The following is a 19889-nucleotide window of genomic DNA, read 5'->3' on the forward strand; positions in this document are numbered from 1 at the left end:
AATGAAACAATTACTCGGCACATTCGCCAAAACGCCCGGAGATAACAAGAGAGAAATCCGGCTTTGGGCCTGTTTCCAATACCTGATGCGCTGGTTCCTGCTTGCGTTCATGCTTGGCCTTTCCGGCTTTGCCACAGCGGCGCCTTCGCTTCTGGTCAGCTCGTTTCCCGATCGGTCATCCCCGGCCAGTTTGAGCGGCATGGAACTGACCGATGACGTTTATATCTTCGCTGCTCCTATAGACGGCATTCGACGAGTCGAGTTCTATTTCGATTCTCCGCCACCCTCCACGTTGTTCAAGCGGGAAAACATCGCGCCTTTCGATCTGGGTGGTACGGCCGACAATGACCTGGCACTCCCGTTCAATACCAACGCGATCAACGATGGACAGCACACGCTGTATGCCCTGGTGACCTATACCAGCGGCGCCACAGAAGTGCTGTCGGCTGCATTTACGGTCAACAATGCCGTACCCCAGCTCGAATTCTCGAACGCCAGCTTCAGCTTCCTGGCAACCGAAAACGACACCCAGACCCAATCGGCGAACGTGTCGCTGGAAACCAACCAGAGTGCGAACGCTGATTTCTCCATCAGCGACGACGCAAGCTGGCTCAGCGTCAGCCCCTCATCTGGCACCACACCCGACGTGCTGACTCTTACCGCTTCGCCCAACGGCCTTGCTCCGGGCTCATATACCGCCAACGTGACCGCCACAGCGAACGGCTATGCCAGTGATTCGCTGACCGTCGTCCTTGAGATCGTACCTGACGACAGCAGCCTCTATCCCATCGTCTACAGCCTGGCTGCCGATCGAAGCGGTGCGAATGGACTGCAGGGGGCCACCGTCTCAGGTGATGTGTACGTGTTCGTGCCGGACAACCAGTCTATTACGCGGGTTTACTTCTACATCAATGACCCGCTCAAGACCGGCGCCCCGGCCAAGAAGGAAAACCTGCCTCCCTACGACTTGGCTGGCACCACAGCAACGGATCTGGCCATCCCGTTCGATACCACCTCGTTACCCGAAGGCAACAACACGTTGACGGCCGTCGTCCTTGCCAAGGATGGAACGACGCATGAAACCACCGTCTTTTTCACGGTGTCCAACGACTCAGCAACGTTGAATTTCGCACAAACCAGCCTCGCTGGATCACGCCCTGTAGGCAGTACCGACGTCCTGCAACAGAATGTGAACCTGACCAGCAGCGATAATTCGGGCGCCCCGTTCGATATCACATCGAATGCCAGCTGGCTGACCTTCAGCGCCAATTCAGGCACCACGCCGGCGACCATTACCGTAAAGGCCTCGCCGGATGGACTTGCTGCCGGTAACTACACCGGGAAGCTGACCGCCGACGCAGACGGCTACATCGCTGGCGAGCTGGTTTACACGCTGACGATCACGGATGACCCGGATACCCTCGTTGCCAGCCCGTCCAGCCTGGTCTTTTCCGGCACCCCGGGCTCCACGATCGCGTCCCAGACGCTGAACATCACGCATTCCAACAGTGAATCCCACGCCTTTACCGTCAGCACCAACATGCCCTGGCTGCAAGCCTCACCGACCTCCGGCAACACACCAGACAGCATTCAGGTGAGCGTCGATGGCACCGGCCTGGCGTCGGGCAGCTATGGCGCCACGCTGACCATTACCGCCAGCGGATTCCCCAACGTGGATGTTCCGGTCACGCTTAACCTGACCAGCAACGACAAGTGCGCCCCGGTGGTCTGCACCGACGTCAAGGTGGACCTGCCCTACCAGCTCACGTTCACCGAAAGCCAGGGCCACCTCATGGACAAGAACGGTCTGGGCACCGGCTTTACCTGGGTGGACCAGCCCTCAGCCGGCACCGGCTATATCCCGGACAACCTGGAGATGAACTTCCTGGATGGCGTACTGAATCTGACCACCACATCGGGCATCCAGTACCTGTCCAACAATTCCCAGGATAACGCCCTCGGCGTGGGCTTTGCCGCCCCCAACCAGATCACCCGCATCACCACACAGCTCAAGAACGTGCCTACCGGCACCGGCAACTATGAGCAGGCGGGCCTCTGGTTCGGCACCGACGAAGACAACTACATCAAGCTGGTCATCATCTCCCGACCGGAAGGGCCACGCCTGCACTACCTGATGGAAATCGGTGGGCTGACGGCCGTCGAACGCACCGTCGCTGCCGGCGATCTGTACGGGAAGGACATCACCTTCATGATGGTCGTCAACCCGTATACCCGCACCGTCGAAGTCCACTACGCCATCGAAGGCGGGACCACTAACCAGTTAGCGACGCTGTCGCCACCGGATGAATTCTTCAGCTTTGATGCCGCCGGTATCGATCCGGAAATCGGAACGCGCAGCTTCGCGGGTATCTTTGCCACCAACCGCGGCAGCGCAACACCGCAGACCTACCAGTTCGACGAATTCACCCTGGAAGTCGGCGGCACTCCGGAGTCACCGTCCTCCAGCCTCGACTTCGTGCGTAAGAACTACAACGTCGACTACCCGACCTCCATGGTCTGGGGCCCCGATGACCGCCTGTACGTCGCCCAGTTGTTCGGTTCGGTGGAAGCCCTCACCTTCGATGACGACTTCAACATCATCGACCAGCAGACCATCACGTCCCTGCAGGACGCCATCGGCCCGCGTCTGACGCTGGGTATTACCGTCTCGCCGACATCCACTGCCAGTAACGTCGAGCTGTGGCTCGCGCACTCCAGCCCATCGGTCGATAACGGCGAGCCGAATTCCGGCATGGTCAGCCGTCTCTACGGCCCGAACTTCTCCCAGGTCCAGCACGTGATCACCGGTCTGCCCAGGGCGAAGGCCAACCACTCCATCAACTCGATCCACTTTGGCGCGGACAACCGGCTGTATATCGCCATGGGGGGCAATACCGGCGCTGGGGCTCCGAACAACTCGAACTCCGAGTTCGGCACCATGCAGGAGCAGCCGCTCAGCGCCGCCATCCTGGTGGCGGACGTATTCGCCGCCGGTTTTGACGGCACCTGCGCCAACACCAGCGATATCTTCGGGCCACCGCCCTGCGACGTGCAGACCTACGCCACCGGTCTGCGCAACAGCTATGACTTCGTGTTCCACTCCAACGGCAAGATGTACGCTACCGACAACGGGCTTGGCGTCACCGGCACCTATCCGCCCACGCCAACACCGCCCTGCCTCGGCTTCGGCGATACAGCCAGCTACCTCAATGGCGGCGACAACCCGGGCGTCCAGCCTGACCTGCTGCACCTGGTCAACGAAGGGGACTATTTCGGGCATCCGAACCCGTACCGTGACGAGTGCGTCTTCAAGGACGGCCACTACCAAGGCGTCGCGCCGCTGCCCAACTATGTCGAGCCGTTCTTCAACCTGGGGGATCACAAGTCCGCCAACGGCATCATCGAGTACAAGGGCGCCACCGGCTGCGTCGGCGATTTCCTCAACGGGCAGTTGCTGATTGCCGATTACTCCATTGGCGACGACGTCTTCCGCGTTCAGCTGAGTGAGGACGGCAACAGCGTGATCGAAGGCACGCCGCTGATCACCGGGTTCAACGATCCGCTGCCTCTCGCGCAAACGCCGAATGGCGTCATCTTCGTCGGCCAGTTCGGTGGCGATAAGCTCACGTCACTGCAGCCGGTCAGTCTCGGATGCTGGGGGAATGACGCCAACCTGCCGGTCAGCATTCTGGATGCGGCGGGTGCGGCGATCGGCGACAAGATGTACGTCGTCGGCGGCAAGAACAGCAACGGCCACCTCACCAGCCTCTGGATCTATAACGCCAGCAGCAACAGCTGGAGCCAGGGCGCCAACCTGCCGGGCGTGGGTGTCGAGAACGCTGCCGTCGTCGCCCACAACGGCCAACTGTATGTCTTCGGCGGCTCGACCGAGCCCTTCTCCGGCGCGGTCAGCAACGCTGCCGTCTACAATCCGGGCAGCAACAGCTGGACCAGCCTGCCGAACATGCCGACCGCCCGTGGTGGAGCCACTGCTCAGGTCATCAACGGGGTCATCTATGTGGTGGGTGGCATGAACAACAGCGGTGCGTCCCTGGCCACGGTCGAGGCGTACACCCCCGCCAGTGGTACCTGGCAAACCGTCACGCCGCTCCAGACACGGCGTGACAACCCCGGTTCGGCCGTCCTCAACAACGAGCTGTACGTGTTCGGCGGCCGTATCCGCAATGCGGACGGTTCAACGATTGACCCGACGCTGGTCAGCATGGAGAAATACTCGCCGGCAACTGGCACCTGGACCGGCCAGACACCCATGCCTACCGGGCGCCGCGCCATGGCCGTCGGCACCGCGAACGGCCGCATCCAGGTCATCGGCGGCGAGCAGAACCCGGACAGCCCGTCGGGCGTGTTTGAGCAGAACGAGGAATACGACCCGGCCACCCAGACCTGGCGCAGCCTGGTCAAGATCCCGAGTCCGCGCCATGGACCGGCCTCCGCCACCATCAACAACAGCGTGCACGTTGTGGGTGGCGGGCTGTCCACCGGCACCACCTTCAGTACGCTGCATGAGGTGCTGAGCTTCTAACACCACCCGCCAAGCCAAAGGGGCTGATCGCAGGATCAGCCCCTTTTTACACTATCTTCCACCCTTAGCCAGATAAACGACAGCAAGCAGAAGCATCCCCCCCCCCCGACAAACGCAAAAACAGTTGGCATGACAGCCCATCGTGAGACCGATTACGCCGAGTGCAACCAATATTGAATCTGGTGGTTCAATCATTGGAGTTCCCACTACTGCCGTCGCTACTCGTTGGCACCACGCCGCTGCCCGGCAAGAATCAAGGAAACCATGCACAGTGAAAATAAAGTGAACGGAATAATGACCTATGCTTTCAAACTTTTCGCCTTTGGCTCATGCACCTCGAACGTCAGCTTTAGGCGTTTGACCGCAAAGTCCGTTTCGACTTGTTCGGAGGGTATCTTGGGCAGTAAAGCGCGAACGCCACAATGGCACCTGCCAGCGGCGCGGGTAATCAGGCCATCGCGGCCTCACGCAAATTCGGCACACTGTCTTCCATCTTGTCCTCCAGACTGTCCCACGGGAATTCTGCAATCTTTTTCATGTGCTCGGGATACCCTTCCCGCTTCCACCAGTCCAGATCCAGTGTGACCCAATAGTCTGCAGGTCGACCCCGCTTACCGGCGGCATCATAGGCCGCGGTTGTGGGGTCGAGGGACCGGTAGGCTTCCAGGGCAGGAATGTCCGGCAGGGGCTGGCTCACGTCCATATAGCGCTGCAACTGGTCCCAGACGGCATAGAGCTCGATCTTTCGTCCCTGCGGAACAGTAGCCACCTCCGTTTGACGCCCTCGATAACGGTGCCGCAGAACCAGTTTATAGCTCACCGGGCCATTGGGCTGGACGTGATAGGCGATATAAGGATCGAACTCGATGAAGGGGGCCTCGAAGGTTTCTTTGCCCCAGTAGGTGCGGAATTTGATTTTTCCCGCCGTACGGAAAAAGCCGCAACCGAGATCGCGAACTATGATCTCTGGATAGCGCTCCAAGAGCCACTTGAAAGGATAGCGAAAAAAGAGATGGAGGCTTAAAAGCCCCAAAATTGGCCATGAATTCAATTTTAGAGCGAGCACGAAATCCACGACAAAAATCGAGATAAGAAATGTGACAACGCAACTGAATGCAAAAATACCGAAAATAATCCTGTCAGTCATGCACGTCGCGAACAATAGCACCAATTCCCAGCGCGTCTTTATCAGATTATTGGGCTTCGCTCGGTGATCCCACGGTGGCCCCACGAGGTTCATCTCACCACGCGCCCGATCCTGAAAATGCTCAACAACATCAGGATCGACATCAATATCCAAACCAGCATAACTGCCGGTCGGCAGCCGCTCGACAAAATTCAGCCCTTCCAGGGCGCGGGCAAATCCTCCCGGATCACTCAGGGGAGCCTGACTTGGCAAGGCATCGGAGCGATAGGCCGTTTCCGAGTATGAAGCCCCGCTATGTTCGGTCTTCTCAGGATCAGTCAAACCCCTGTTCCTCCACCATCTGTGATATCAGCTGTTTCCCCAATGCCCTCAAGATGCAGGCCAGGACTACAGTTGCTCGATATCCAGATCATCCATGGCGTGTGAAACCTTTTCGACGGAGACCTCAGTCAGGCCATCGCGGCCTCGCGCAAATTCGGCACACTGTCTTCCATCTTGTCCTCCAGGCTGTCCCACGGGAATTCTGCGATCTTCTTCATGTGCTCGGGATACCCTTCCCGCTTCCACCAGTCCAGGTCCAGTTTGACCCAGTAGTCCGCGGGTCGGCCCCGTTTGCCGGCCGCATCGTAGGCGGCGGTTGTAGGATCGAGTGACCGATAGGCTTCCAGGGCCGGGATGTCCGGCAGGGGCTGGCTCACGTCCATGTAGCGCTGCAACTGGTCCCAGTCGGCATAAAGCTCGTACCGCCGGCTATCCGGCACCGTGGCCACCTCGGTCTGGTGTCCGGAATACCGGTGGCGCAGGATCAGTTTGTTCTCCACTGGCCCATTGGGCTGAACGTGGTACGTGATGTAGGGATCAAACTCGATAAAGGGGGCTTCAAACGTCTCCTTGCCCCAATAGGTGCGAAACTTGATCGTGCCCGTTGTGCGGAAAAAACCGCAGCCCAGATCCCGAACTACAACTTCAGGGTGACGTTCCAGATACCAAGTGAAAGGGTGCCTAAAAAATAAATGGAGACCAATTAGGCCGAAGAATGGCCCCCAAAACAATCGTGTGGCGACCAAGAAATCCAAACCAAAAGCAACAACAAGTATAAAGGAAGCTACACAAGAGAAAGCAAAAATGCCAAAAACAAACCGGTCGGCAAGCCCCCCTGCAAATAGCAGTATTATTTGCCATCGTGTCTTGATCAGATTTGACGGCTTTGTCTGATGATTCCACGATGGCCCAGCCAGTCTCACCTCACCTGCAGCTCGCTCCTGGAAGCTTTCGACTACCTCTGGGTTCACATCAATGTCCAGGCCCGCATAGCTGCCCATGGGCAGCCGTTCAAGCGTGTTCAAGCCTTCCAGAGCCCGGGCAAAAGCGCCGGGGTCGTTCAGTGGTGCCTGCCGGGGGATGGCATCTGACCGAAAGGTGGTGTCCCGATAGGGGCTCGTCCCTTGTTCCACGCTGTCAGTGCATTCGCTCAATGTCGAGGTTCTCCATAACGAGTGAGATTTCCTGGGACTCGTACCGGCCCGAGGATCGTTGCCAGACATCCACCTCGAACGTCAGCTTTAGGCGTTTCACCGCAAAGTCCGTTTCGACATGTTCGTAGGGCGCCTGGGCGGTAAGGCCTCGGAGCTGGGCCTTGCCGACCATGAAATCGATGGCTTGACGGCGTTCGTCGTACCTGACTTCAATGGCTTGATGGAGGGCTCCCGTCGCTACCTTGCCAGCTTCCGATGGCGCGGGTAACAGCGGCCAATCAGGCCATCGCGGCCTCGCGCAAATTCGGCACACTGTCTTCCATCCTGTCTTCGAGGCTGCTCCAGGGAAATTCCCGGATCTTTTTCATGTGCTCTGGATACCCCTCCCGCTTCCACCATTCCAGGTCCAGCTTGAGCCAGTAATCCGCGGGCCGGCCCCGTTTACCGGCCGCATCGTAGGCGGCGGTTGTCGGGTCCAGCGGGCGATATGCTTCTAGGGCCGGGATATCCGGCAGGGGCTGACTCACGTCCATGTAGCGTTGCAACTGGTCCCAGTCGGCATAAAGCTCGTACCGCCGGCTATCCGGCACGGTGGCCACCTCGGTCTGGTGTCCGGAATACCGGTGGCGCAGGATCAGTTTGTTCTCCACCGGCCCATTGGGCTGAACGTGGTACGTGATGTAGGGATCGAACTCGATAAAGGGGGCTTCGAACGTCTCCTTGCCCCAATAGGTGCGGAATTTGATCTTGCCCGTCGTGCGGAAAAAGCCGCAACCTAAGTCCCGGACCATGACTTCCGGGTGACGTTCCAAGTACCAGGTGAAGGGGTATCGAAAAAAGGCATGGAGCCCCCAAATGCAAAGCATTGGCAATATCCCCTCATTAATTGAGGCCATAAACCCATGTGCGAAGAGAGAAACTAAATACATGAGAAATGCGCCAATAAAGAAAAGCCAAAAAACAAAACGGTCGGCAATCCCCCCTGCGAATAGCAATATCATTTGCCATCGCGTCTTGATCAGGTTTGAAGGCTTTGCCTCATGATTCCATGGAGGCCCCGCCAGTTTCATTTCACCGGCGGCTCGCTCCTGGAAGTTCTCGACCACCTCGGGGTTCACGTCAATGTCCAGCCCCGCGTAACTGCCAGTGGGCAGCCGCTCAAGCGTGTTCAAGCCTTCCAGGGCCCGGGCAAAAGCGCCGGGGTCGTTCAGCGGTGCCTGCCGGGGGATGGCATCGGACCGAAAGGTGGTGTCCCGATAGGGGCTATCCCCTTGTTCCACGCTGTCAGTGCATTCGCTCAATGTCCAGGTTCTCCATAACGTGTGAGACTTTACGGGATTCGTATTGGCCCGAGGCGCGTTGCCAGACATCCACCTCGAACGTCAGCTTTAGGCGTTTGACCGCAAAGTCCGTTTCGACTTGTTCGGAGGGTATCTTGGGCAGTAAAGCGCGAACGCCACAATGGCACCTGCCAGCGGCGCGGGTAATCAGGCCATCGCGGCCTCACGCAAATTCGGCACACTGTCTTCCATCTTGTCCTCCAGACTGTCCCACGGGAATTCTGCAATCTTTTTCATGTGCTCGGGATACCCTTCCCGCTTCCACCAGTCCAGATCCAGTGTGACCCAATAGTCTGCAGGTCGACCCCGCTTACCGGCGGCATCATAGGCCGCGGTTGTGGGGTCGAGGGACCGGTAGGCTTCCAGGGCCGGGATGTCCGGCAGGGGCTGGCTCACGTCCATGTAACGCTGCAACTGGTCCCAGACGGCATAAAGTTCGGTCTTTCGTCCCTGCGGAACAGTAGCCACCTCCGTCTGACGCCCCCGATAACGGTGTCGCAGAACCAGTTTATAGCTCACCGGGCCATTGGGCTGGACGTGATAGGCGATATAAGGATCGAACTCGATGAAGGGGGCCTCGAAGGTTTCTTTGCCCCGATATGTGCGAAATTTAATTTTTCCCGTCATACGGAAAAAACCGCAGCCGAGGTCGCGAACCATGATCTCTGGATGGCGCTCCAAGAGCCACTTAAAGGGGTATCGAAAAAAAAGATGGAGCCCGACAAGCCATACGAATGGCCATAGATACATCTGAACGGCAACGCCAAACCCCACCCCGAAAGCAATCATTGAGAGACAAGTTCCAATAACGGCTAACGCAAAAACGCAGAAAACAAAACGATCACCGAGCGCCCCCGCTAAGACTAGTATAAATTCCCAACGAGTTTTGATTAGGTCGGTAGGCATTGTTTCATGATTCCAAGTTGGCCCCGAAAAGTCCGCCGTTCCGCGCGCCCGATCCTGAAAATGCTCAACGACATCAGGATCGACATCAATATCTAAACCAGCATAACTGCCGGTAGGCAGCCGCTCGACAAAATTCAGACCTTCCAGGGCGCGGGCAAATCCTCCCGGATCACTCAGGGGAGCCTGACTTGGCAAGGCATCGGAGCGATAGGCCGTTTCCGAGTATGAAGCCCCGCTATGTTCGGTCTTCTCAGGATCAGTCAAACCCCTGTTCCTCCACCATCTGTGATATCAGCTGTTTCCCCAATGCCCTCAAGATGCAGGCCTGGACTACAGTTGCTCGATATCCAGATCATCCATGGCGTGTGAAACCTTTTCGACGGAGACCTCAGTCAGGCCATCGCGGCCTCGCGCAAATTCGGCACACTGTCTTCCATCTTGTCCTCCAGGCTGTCCCACGGGAATTCTGCGATCTTTTTCATATGCTCCGGATACCCTTCCCGTTTCCACCAGTCCAGATCCAGTGTGACCCAATAATCTGCAGGTCGACCCCGCTTACCGGCGGCATCATAGGCCGCGGTTGTGGGGTCGAGAGACCGGTAGGCTTCCAGGGCCGGGATATCCGGCAGGGGCTGGCTCACGTCCATGTAGCGTTGCAATTGGTCCCAGACGGCATAGAGTTCGATCTTTCGTCCCTGTGGAACGGTAGCCACCTCCGTCTGACGTCCTCGATAACGGTGTCGCAGAACCAGTTTATAGCTCACCGGGCCATTGGGTTGGACGTGGTAGGCGATATAGGGATCGAACTCGATGAAGGGGGCCTCGAAGGTTTCCTTACCCCAGTAGGTGCGGAATTTGATTTTTCCCGCCGTACGGAAAAAACCGCAGCCTAGGTCTCGAACCATAACTTCTGGGTTTCGCTCTAGATACCAAACAAAAGGGTATTTGAAGAAAAGTCGAAGTGAAATCAATATAGCTAGCGGCCATGCAATTTTTTGTACTGCACCTAAAAAGCCGATAGCCAATATTACCAATACAAACGTAAGCAAAAAGCTTGCGACTATAAAACCAAACATGACCGTATCAATCATGCTTGACGCAATTAGCAATATTAACTCCCAGCGAGTTTTCATAAGATTGCTTGGTTTGCATATATGATTCCACGGTGGCCCCGCCAGGTTCATTCCGCCATGCGCCCGATCCTGAAAATGCTCAACAGCATCAGGATCCACATCAATATCCAAACCAGCATAACTGCCGGTAGGCAGCCGCTCGACAAAATTCATCCCTTCCAGGGCGCGGGCAAACCCTCCCGGATCACTCAGGGGAGCCTGACGCGGCAAGGCATCGGAGCGATAGGCCGTTTCCGAGTATGAAGCCCCGCTATGTTCGGTCTTCTCAGGATCAGTCAAACCCCTGTTCCTCCACCATCTGTGATATCAGCTGTTTCCCCAATGCCCTCAAGATGCAGGCCAGGACTACAGTTGCTCGATATCCAGATCATCCATGGCGTGTGAAACCTTTTCGACGGAGACCTCAGTCAGGCCATCGCGGCCTCGCGCAAATTCGGCACACTGTCTTCCATCTTGTCCTCCAGGCTGTCCCACGGGAATTCTGCGATCTTCTTCATGTGCTCGGGATACCCTTCCCGCTTCCACCAGTCCAGGTCCAGTTTGACCCAGTAGTCCGCGGGTCGGCCCCGTTTGCCGGCCGCATCGTAGGCGGCGGTTGTGGGGTCGAGGGACCGGTAGGCTTCCAGGGCAGGAATGTCCGGCAGGGGCTGGCTCACGTCCATGTAGCGTTGCAACTGGTCCCAGTCGGCGTATAGCTCATGCCGCCGGCTATCCGGTACCGTGGCCACCTCGGTCTGGTGGCCGGAATAACGGTGGCGCAGGATCAGTTTGTTCTCCACTGGCCCATTGGGCTGAACGTGGTACGTGATGTAGGGATCAAACTCGATAAAAGGGGCTTCAAACGTCTCCTTGCCCCAATAGGTGCGAAATTTGATCTTGCCCGTTGTGCGGAAAAAACCGCAACCCAGGTCCCGGACCATGACTTCCGGATGACGCTCCAAGTACCAGGTGAAGGGGTGTCGAAAGAAAAGGTGGAGACCTATTAGCCAAAGAAGTGGCCAAACTGTAAACCGTGCAGCAAGCAGTGGATCCATTCCATAAAGAACTAAAAAGGGCAAACTCCCAAGACAAGAGAAAGCAAAAATACCAAACACAAACCGGTCGGCAAGCCCCCCTGCGAATAGCAATATCATTTGCCAACGAGTTTTAATGAGATTTGTTGGTTTAACCTCATGATTCCAAGGTGGCCCCGCCAGTCTCACCTCACCGGCAGCTCGCTCCTGAAAGCTTTCGACCACCTCTGGGTTCACATCAACGTCCAGGCCCGCATAGCTGCCCATGGGCAGCCGTTCAAGCGTGTTCAAGCCTTCCAGAGCCCGGGCAAAAGCGCCGGGATCGTTCAGTGGAGCCTGACGGGGGATGGCATCGGACCGAAACGCAGTGTCCCGATAGGGGCTATCCCCTTGTTCAACGCTGTCAGTGCATTCGCTCAATGTCCAGGTTCTCCATAACGTGTGAGACTTTACGGGATTCGTATTGGCCCGAGGCGCGCTGCCAGACATCCACCTCGAACGTCAGCTTTAGGCGTTTGACCGAAAAGTCCGTTTCGACATGTTCGGAGGGTGCTTTGGCGGTAAAGCCCGGAAGCTGGGCCTTGCCGATCATGAAATCGATGGCCTGACGGTTTTCGTTATACCTGACTTCAATGGCTTGAGAGACGTCTCCCGACGCTACCGTGTCAGCTTCCGACGGTGTGGCCAGTTGCCCCGAGTCCTTCTCGAGCGTTGTGGTGTCCCAGCCGCCAACACCGTTAATACCGTCAATGCGATAGCGGCGCTGGCTTTAGGTCAGCTCCAGTTCAATCTCGACCAGTGCGCCGGGGAGTGAGCCGCACTGACCAAAGCCACAGTCAGGCCATCGCCGCTTCCCGGAGATTAGGAACGCTTTTTTCCATCTTGTCTTCCAGGCTGCCCCACGGGAATTCTGCGATCTTCTTCATGTGCTCGGGATACCCTTCCCGCTTCCACCAGTCCAGGTCCAGTTTGACCCAGTAGTCCGCGGGTCGGCCCCGTTTGCCGGCCGCATCGTAGGCGGCGGTTGTGGGGTCGAGGGACCGGTAGGCTTCCAGGGCCGGGATATCCGGCAGGGGCTGGCTCACGTCCATGTAGCGTTGCAACTGGTCCCAGACGGCATAGAGCTCGATCTTTCGTCCCTGCGGAACGGTAACCACCTCCGTCTGACGTCCTCGATAACGATGTCGAAGAACCAGCTTATAGCTCACCGGGCCATTCGGTTGGACGTGATAGGCGATATAGGGATCGAACTCGATGAAGGGGGCCTCGAAGGTTTCCTTACCCCAGTAGGTGCGGAATTTGATTTTTCCCGTCGTACGGAAAAAGCCGCAACCGAGATCGCGAACCATGATCTCTGGATAGCGCTCCAAGAGCCACATGAAGGGGTAACGAAAAGTAATATGAAGAATTACCAAACCAAAAAACAATATTGAAAAAAGTTTCAATGTAATAAAAAAATCAGCAACGCATATGCCTATAAGAAAACTGCCTAAACAAGCGAACGAAAAAAAACCGAAAACGAACCTATCTCCAAGAGTACCGGCAAACATTAGTATAATTTCCCAGCGCGTCTTAATGAGATTAGCCGGCTTCCCTTTATGATCCCAGGGAGGGCCTGCCAAGTTCATTTCACCTTGTGCCCGATCCTGAAAATGCTTCACAACGTCTGGGCTAACGTCCTCGTCTAAACCAGCGTAACTGCCAGTAGGCAGCCGCTCGACAAAATTCAGCCCTTCCAGGGTGCGAGCAAAACCACCCGGATCACTCAGCGGGGCCTGGCGCGGCAAGGCATCGGAGCGATAGGCCGTTTCCGAGTATGAAGCCCCGCTATGTTCACTCTTCTCAGGATCAGTCAAACCCCTGTTCCTCCACTATCTTTGATCTCGACTGTTTCCGCATAGCCATTGAGTGGCGGACCTTGCCTATCCTTGCTCAATATCCAGATCTTCCATCGTGTGTGAAACCTTTTGATCCACATACGCTTCTCGGGAACGGTCCCAGACCTTTACGTTAAAACTCAGTGTCAGCTGTTTTACTTTGTACGTGGTCTCAACCCGCTCATCGCGGGACCGGGCAACCAATCCCGGCAGCTGTGCCTTGCCAATCATGAAATCGATCGCCTGACGGGTATCGTCATACCGGTCCTCAATCGCCTTGTAGAGAGGTTGGGATTGCGATGGGGTGTCCGAAGTAGACAACTGCTCTTCTTCGCTTTGCAGTGTTTCAGTGTGCCAGTAGCGAGAGCGATCATTCAGATTCTGGCGAACACGTTTCTGCTGGCAGGTGAGTTCAAGTTCAATATCAACCGGTTCGCCAGTGAGTGAAAATACGGGGCTGGCAAAGCTCAGCACCGCCGCCGCTTCATCCGACCACGCATCCAGCTTGTTTCTTTCAAGCCACCCTTTCAGATCCTGCCTACCTATCTGGACAAATGAGATAGGCGTCATCGCTTTTACCAATCCCAGATAGGCTTCCATCTCCGACTTGTAGAGTTTGCTTTGCTCGCCCCGGTCGCCAGAAAACGGTCCGGCGCGTAACCACTCGCTTACAGGGTCATCCATAACATCGTAACGGATGCTTTCACACCACATATAAGCGCCAAAACCAACTGCCAGAATCCATCCAGACGTTACAGTACCTGTCCACTCCGCGGCTAGGGCTAGCCGGCCGGGAAGGCTTCTCAAAACAGCTTGGACAGCTGTATGCTCGACCACACGGGTGGCGACTGGAGTGACGATTCGCGCTGCAATGATGTCGGAATTAACCATCGCAGCCGTTGCAGTCGTTTGAGCCAGCTTGACAAAGCCTTCACGCCGTCGACCGTTGTAGAAGAGTTTACCTGTATCTATCATCATCAAGCAGGTGAGGAACATACCGGCGCCCCAACCCAAAGCACCGAGCCTGTTTCTGGCAACTGCTTCCGCACTACCACTTCGTGCATTAATTTTATTTGCAATTAAATTAAAGCTTTCGGCATTGCCTCGTAGTGTTGCTACAAACTGCTTCTGCCAGTCGTAACGTGTTGGAAAATATGAAATCAAGTTGGCGCTACTGACGATTAAATCAGCAAATGCGCTAAACGCCCAAGTGGCACTCCACAGATCAGGTTTCTTACCAAACTGTTCAAACTTCGAAACTAGATTCCAGACATCAAAAATCGCCAATATACCGGGAAAGCCCATAGGATGAGTCGCAGACTGGTGTAGCCAATTCCCAACTCGGTTGTTCTGGATGCTGCCTTTGAACGCCCCCTCATCTGCAAATTGGTATGAACCAGCCGCTACCGCCCCAGACGTCAATGTCTTGCCTTGCTCGTCCACGGTTTCCAGGAAGACATACCACCGACCATCGTCAGCCCCCTCAAGTTGAACACGCGTGCGGCCCGGAATCGCCGCATCGGCAAATCCTTCAAACGCCCCCTTAATCTGTTCGGCCCGCACTTTGAAGGCGTTGCCGGACGCTTTCAGCTCTCGGGTGATCGTGGATAACCACCAGTTGGCGATGCTGCCTGCAATGGGCGATACGGTTCGGAAGGTGCTTCTCGTCAGTACGACCTGGGCCGTGGTATCCGGTGATTTTGCATCATCCTGCTTGTCAGCCATGTCACGCAGGATACTGGCCTCAAAGGTTTGCATATCCCTGCCGGCGTCTTCCAGCGCCTGGGCCATGTCTCTCAGTTTTGCCGGCGTTGCATCACCGATGCGCGACGCGTCGCTTGTTGCTGTATGCGGTAGCATCATTGGACCAAGAGGATGGTCGCCGGTCGCAATCGCCAACGCAAGAGACTGCGGTTCTTCGCCGCTGCTGCTGGCCGTTTCCTGGGGTAAACGAAGCGGATCGACGCCATCCATATTTAGCGATATGGCCTGCAGCAAGGCGTCGCTATGGAGCAGTCCGGCAATATCGTCGCCAGGCTCCAGCGAGAACAAGTCTCGCATGACCGAAGTCAGGTTCTCCGGGCGCTCGTCCCGCAACAACCGGGCAATGGCTCCCTGGGACTCGGCCAAGAACGCTCTTACAGCACGCCGCTCGAGATCGTACACCGTCCGTTTCAATCGCCCGGCATCGGTGTAATCAATACGGCTATCCATCCAGCTTTCTTCAATGTACAGCGGGTTCCTCGAACCGTCTGGAAAGGTTTCCCGACGGAAGCTGTTGTGGAACAGTTCCGCTGTGATGCCGAATGGGCGCTTCTTGATGTTGTTCACCATCGCAAGCAGGAATGCCATCGAGGCATTCACTTGCTGTGACAGATGCCGCGCCGCTTGCAAAGGGTCCCTCAAATGCAGCGTTAACAGATGCCTGCCCCGCAAGCTCCCCAGCACGTCCTGCCCTGCCTCAATATCCGGGATGTCTTCCCCGTTGAGGTGCAACAGGCGCCAACGCGGATACAATGACGGTCCACCGATATAGTAGTCCGCCTCAACAACATCCTGATCCTGTTCAATGGCATTGCGCTGTTCAATAAGTGCCTGGCGCGCTGACGACACCTTTGATCCATCCACGCTTATCAGCCATTCGCTCGTCTGGGGCACATCCATTTCCAGCGCATGGTCCCGTGCTCTCATGGGAGGAAGGTCGTCTATGATTTTCCAGTCGTTGTAGAGCGAACTGGGCTGGCGTTCGAGGAAGGCTTTTATCGCAGTGGCACCGCGGCACCGTTCCTTGAGATAGGTTTCGCTTCCTTCCAGTTCCGCGATGTAGGCTGGTGACCACTGAACTTCGCTGAACGCCAGGAAGACCTTGTCATAAACCGTCTTTCCCAATAGCTTGGCGGGGACATGGATGACATCCAGCTCAGGGCCCGTGGGTAACCGTTCGCTCTGCAATGTGCCGTCTTCGGAGCGAGCAGACGACAGATTCGTATCCTTAAAGGTTGGAGCAGCCTTTTCAGTCGTTTGGACCAGCAGTTCCCGCCACAGACGGCCGTTGAAGAACACATAGACCCATCCTGTGCGCATGGGGCCGGGGATGCTTTCGTTATAGCCTGTCACCGGCCTGGATTGAGTTAACTCGCCGGAATCACAAAACAGGGTGGGATGGACGGAAACCATCAGGTTGTCCTGATCATTCCGTTGGGGCGCCTTCAGGTCATGGGGACCCATTTGCTCCTGCGGAATCAGCGTGAGCTCGATGGTTTCCTTGCCCTCAAGCTGCAAGACGAGTGATCGCGGTTTTGATTCACAGATTTCAGCGGCCAGGATCGGGCCTCTTCGGCCTTTATATTCGGAAGATGGCGCAAGCTGAATCGTTTCGCCGCCCTCCCCCTCCTTGTTCACCAGGGCGTATTGATGGCTGTCCAGCGACTTCTCGCCCGTCAGCTCCAGCCAAAAGGTCGTTGAGGGTTTGCATGAAGCCGCTTGTACCGCTGGCATACTACGCTTTCCTTTTCATCCATGGGCCTGCCGTGATTCAGGCAGGCTGACATTCACATCCATTGCGCCGCTGGAAAATCAGGCACTGACACGCTCGTACTGCTGCCATAGGGTTTCCAGGGGTGTCTCTTCTTCAGGCATATCTTTTCCCGACCGATATTGGGCCGCGACAAAAGCCGCCAGGTCCTCGGCACTCGCGCTGCGTCCCGCTGGCATCGTCCTTGCGCACGCGGTCCAACCGGATACCCAGCCGAGCATGCGTTCGAACGCCCGATCATGGAATCCGGACGTGGACGGCACCGAGTCCAAGCTTCGGTGCCCTGTCCATTCCACGGATTCCAGTAAATCAACAGACCATAGCCAAGTGGTGTCCGGTCCAACCATCGCCGACAAGCGCTCTGGCTGGCAAGCCTTCATGACCTGGAGGAACCGCGTGTCGTAGGCTCGTAGAACCGTGGGGCCGAAGGTTTGCAGGTTGGCGGTCAGCGCCGTTCTCAAGCCCTTAAGCAGCGTGTCTCTCGGCTGGTCAGCAACCAGCAGGAGCAAGCCGCTATTCGCCCACTCGGCTATCGCATGCTGGACCAGACGGCTATTGGTCCTGGTGTTTACAACCAGGGGGCCAGCCTCTGCGTGAGTTGCCAGTTCGCTGCTTTCAAACAGCCAGCACCAGTCCGGCGTGTCGTCCAGGTCATAAAGCCGTTGCAGGATGACATTCTCTTCAAACTGCGCGGCGTCCACGAGCAGGAGGCAACGCTGCCCGCGATCAACACCGAAGCGACGTGCCGCTGCTTCGAATCCAACGCTTTCAGTTGTTTCAGGCAACACAGGCGCAATTCTCGGCATTGCAGGTTCCATCCTTTTTCTTCTGACATGTTTGCATTGCCGGGACGCGTCCCGCGGCTGCCGTGAGCAAGTCATTTGCCTCAACGGCTTCCGCATTGATTCGTTGCCCGACTTCAGCCAATGCCGCCGGAGCAGCAGACGCCGCCATGCCGCTCAAAAGCGAGGGCACGCCCGGCGCTTTTGCACCCTGCCCCGACCCACTCCCAGGCGAACCACCCGCATTGAGGTTAATCGCCGGCCCACTCAGGGCCACGCCGCTGGGATCGATCTTGACGAAGCTGCCGCCGCCTTTGAGGGTGATTTCGGCGCCGGCTTCGATGACGGCTTTCTGGCCAGCCTTGATGTGCAGTTCCTGGCCGGATTCGCTGAGCCAGGCGGTGCCGGCCTTCAGGTGGATCGTTCCGGTAACGTCGAAGCTGTGGTCCTGGCCCACCTTCTCTCGCTTTTCCCCATCAATGGTGCTGTGGTCATTGGCCTTGATGTGGGCGTAGCGGTCGTTGTCCACGGTGAGGTGGCTGTTGTGGTGGACCACCTCGGTGCGGTCGTTCTCGGTCAGCAGGTCCAGGTCCTTCTGGGCGTGGACGTAGATCTGTTCCTTGTCCGCCTCGTCCTCGAAGCGCAGCTCGTTGGAGCCCTCGCCCTTGTGGGTCTGGGTTTTCAGGGTCGTTCGGGTCTTGTGCTCCGGCAGCGCGTAGGGCGGCGTGTTGGTCGCGTGATAGGTGCGCCCGGTAATGATCGGCTGGTCCGGATCGCCGTCCAGAAAGGAGACGATGACCTCGTGGCCGATGCGCGGCAGGGTCATGAAGCCGTAGCTGCCGCCGGCCCAGCCCTGGCTGACCCGCAGCCAGGCGCTGCTGTGTTCGTCGTTTTGGGAATAGCGGTCCCAGGGGAACCTTACCTTGACCCGGCCATGTTCATCGCAGTGGATCTCCTCGCCCTGGGGGCCGGTGACGATGGCGATCTGGGGACCGTCCATGATCGGCCGCTGGGGCGGCTCCGGCCGCCAGGCGGTGTCCCCGGGCACACTCTTGAAGGTGTTGCTGTAGGTGGTGGGCTCGGAACCGCCTTCCTCTTCCAGCGCCTGGGGCTGTTTGCCGGTGTGTTTGACGGTGGTGATCAGCCAGTCCCGGTTGAGGCTGTCGGTGCTGTGGCCATTGAGGGTCACCTTGGCCCCGGCGCTGAAGTCCGGGCGGTTGCTCTCGCCACTTCCGAGGCTGGCGTCCTTGCGCAGGCTGTCCAGTCTCGCTTCGGTGTAGGGCTGGCCGGAGGCATCACCTTTGAACCGGCCCGGGTAGTCGTAGTGCTCGTAGTCGCTGCGCTGGCTGTCCAGGTCCGCCGCATTGGCCTCGTGCATCAACGCGTAGGCGGGGTTCTTGAAGGTGTAGTCCTTCAGGGCCACGCCGGCGACGGAGACGGTCTCGGTGTAGCTGAATTTAAAGACGCAGGGGGTCTTGTGGGAACCGCCTGAGGTGGCGTTGTAACCCACTTCCGGCAGTTGCGGCGCATCCCGGTGGTGATCGGCGATCACAATGGGCTGACCGGCGGTCGCCTGATCGAACCGGTAATGCCAGCCTTCCTCGGCGGCGATCCGGGACAGGAACGCCAGATCCGTTTCCCGGTGCTGGACGCAGTACTCCCGTTCCTGGGGTGTGCGCTTCAGATCAAAGGTCTTGTCCACAAGCCCCCGTTCGTCCAGCAGGGTGCCGAGAATCACATCCGGAGTCTGCTGCTGGAAGATGCGGCTGTTGTGCATCAGCCCCAGGCGCCACAGGGCGGGTCGCACTTCCACTTCATAACGGGTGCGGCGGTGGCCGCTGTCGCCCCGGCTGAAGGCGGTGACGATCCCCTGCACGTTGCGCAGGGCCTGGCCGTCCTGCCAGACCACCAGCTCCACGCCCTGATCCAGGACATCAGTCGCCGCGATGTCGGCAAAGGTGCTGGCCAGCTTGAGGGTCAATTTAAACGGTCGGGATAGAGCTTCTTTCAGCTCGAAGGCGGCCACAACAAAGGTATCTTCGGGCAACGCCCCAAGGCGGGCCGTGAACTGCAGGCCGGTAGGTAGGGACATGATCTCTTCCTTGAAAAACACGACGCCCATCCTGGGCGAAACGACG

12 protein-coding genes are annotated in these 19889 nt (G+C 57.4%); 1 reads left to right on the plus strand and 11 read right to left on the minus strand.

The features are described 5' to 3' along the window. Position 1: 1 nt before the first annotated feature. A complete protein-coding gene (locus tag J3364_RS03055) occupies positions 2–4543 on the plus strand; it encodes a Kelch repeat-containing protein (protein WP_349556590.1) in 4542 nt (1513 codons plus the stop codon). A gap of 448 nt (positions 4544–4991) precedes the next feature. On the opposite strand, the gene J3364_RS03060 is transcribed toward J3364_RS03055, so the two are convergent. The 11 genes from J3364_RS03060 to J3364_RS03110 form a co-directional block, all read right to left on the minus strand. Continuing rightward, positions 4992–6011, minus strand: coding sequence for a hypothetical protein (locus J3364_RS03060; RefSeq protein ID WP_349556592.1), 1020 nt, complete (start codon positions 6009–6011; stop codon positions 4992–4994). Between the two features lie 128 nt (positions 6012–6139). Next, entirely contained in the window at positions 6140–7165 is a 1026-nt protein-coding gene (locus J3364_RS03065) for a hypothetical protein (RefSeq protein WP_349556594.1), read from the minus strand. A 278-nt stretch (positions 7166–7443) separates the two neighbouring features. After that, positions 7444–8466: a hypothetical protein gene (locus J3364_RS03070; RefSeq protein ID WP_349556596.1), complete on the minus strand. Its 1023-nt coding sequence runs from the start codon at positions 8464–8466 to the stop codon at positions 7444–7446. Positions 8467–8652: 186 nt separating this feature from the next. Then, positions 8653–9675, minus strand: coding sequence for a hypothetical protein (locus J3364_RS03075; RefSeq protein WP_349556598.1), 1023 nt, complete (start codon positions 9673–9675; stop codon positions 8653–8655). 128 nt (positions 9676–9803) lie between these two features. Continuing rightward, positions 9804–10823, minus strand: a complete 1020-nt coding sequence (locus J3364_RS03080) for a hypothetical protein (RefSeq protein WP_349556600.1) — start codon at positions 10821–10823, stop codon at positions 9804–9806. Between the two features lie 128 nt (positions 10824–10951). Then, entirely contained in the window at positions 10952–11464 is a 513-nt protein-coding gene (locus tag J3364_RS03085) for a hypothetical protein (RefSeq protein WP_349556602.1), read from the minus strand. Positions 11465–11960: 496 nt separating this feature from the next. Continuing rightward, positions 11961–12149, minus strand: coding sequence for a hypothetical protein (locus J3364_RS03090; protein ID WP_349556604.1), 189 nt, complete (start codon positions 12147–12149; stop codon positions 11961–11963). Between the two features lie 244 nt (positions 12150–12393). Then, positions 12394–13413, minus strand: a complete 1020-nt coding sequence (locus tag J3364_RS03095) for a hypothetical protein (protein ID WP_349556606.1) — start codon at positions 13411–13413, stop codon at positions 12394–12396. 66 nt (positions 13414–13479) lie between these two features. Beyond that, the gene (locus J3364_RS03100) at positions 13480–16932 is read right to left on the minus strand and encodes a hypothetical protein (RefSeq protein WP_349556608.1); all 3453 of its coding nucleotides are present in this window, start codon (positions 16930–16932) and stop codon (positions 13480–13482) included. A 78-nt stretch (positions 16933–17010) separates the two neighbouring features. Beyond that, positions 17011–17775, minus strand: coding sequence for a DUF4123 domain-containing protein (locus tag J3364_RS03105; protein WP_349556610.1), 765 nt, complete (start codon positions 17773–17775; stop codon positions 17011–17013). After that, positions 17747–19843, minus strand: coding sequence for a type VI secretion system Vgr family protein (locus J3364_RS03110; protein WP_349556612.1), 2097 nt, complete (start codon positions 19841–19843; stop codon positions 17747–17749). Before J3364_RS03110 ends, J3364_RS03105 begins: the two co-directional genes overlap by 29 nt. Positions 19844–19889: the final 46 nt, after the last annotated feature.

This window comes from Marinobacter sp. NFXS9 (assembly GCF_040148665.1).
Classification (GTDB): domain Bacteria; phylum Pseudomonadota; class Gammaproteobacteria; order Pseudomonadales; family Oleiphilaceae; genus Marinobacter_A; species Marinobacter_A mangrovi.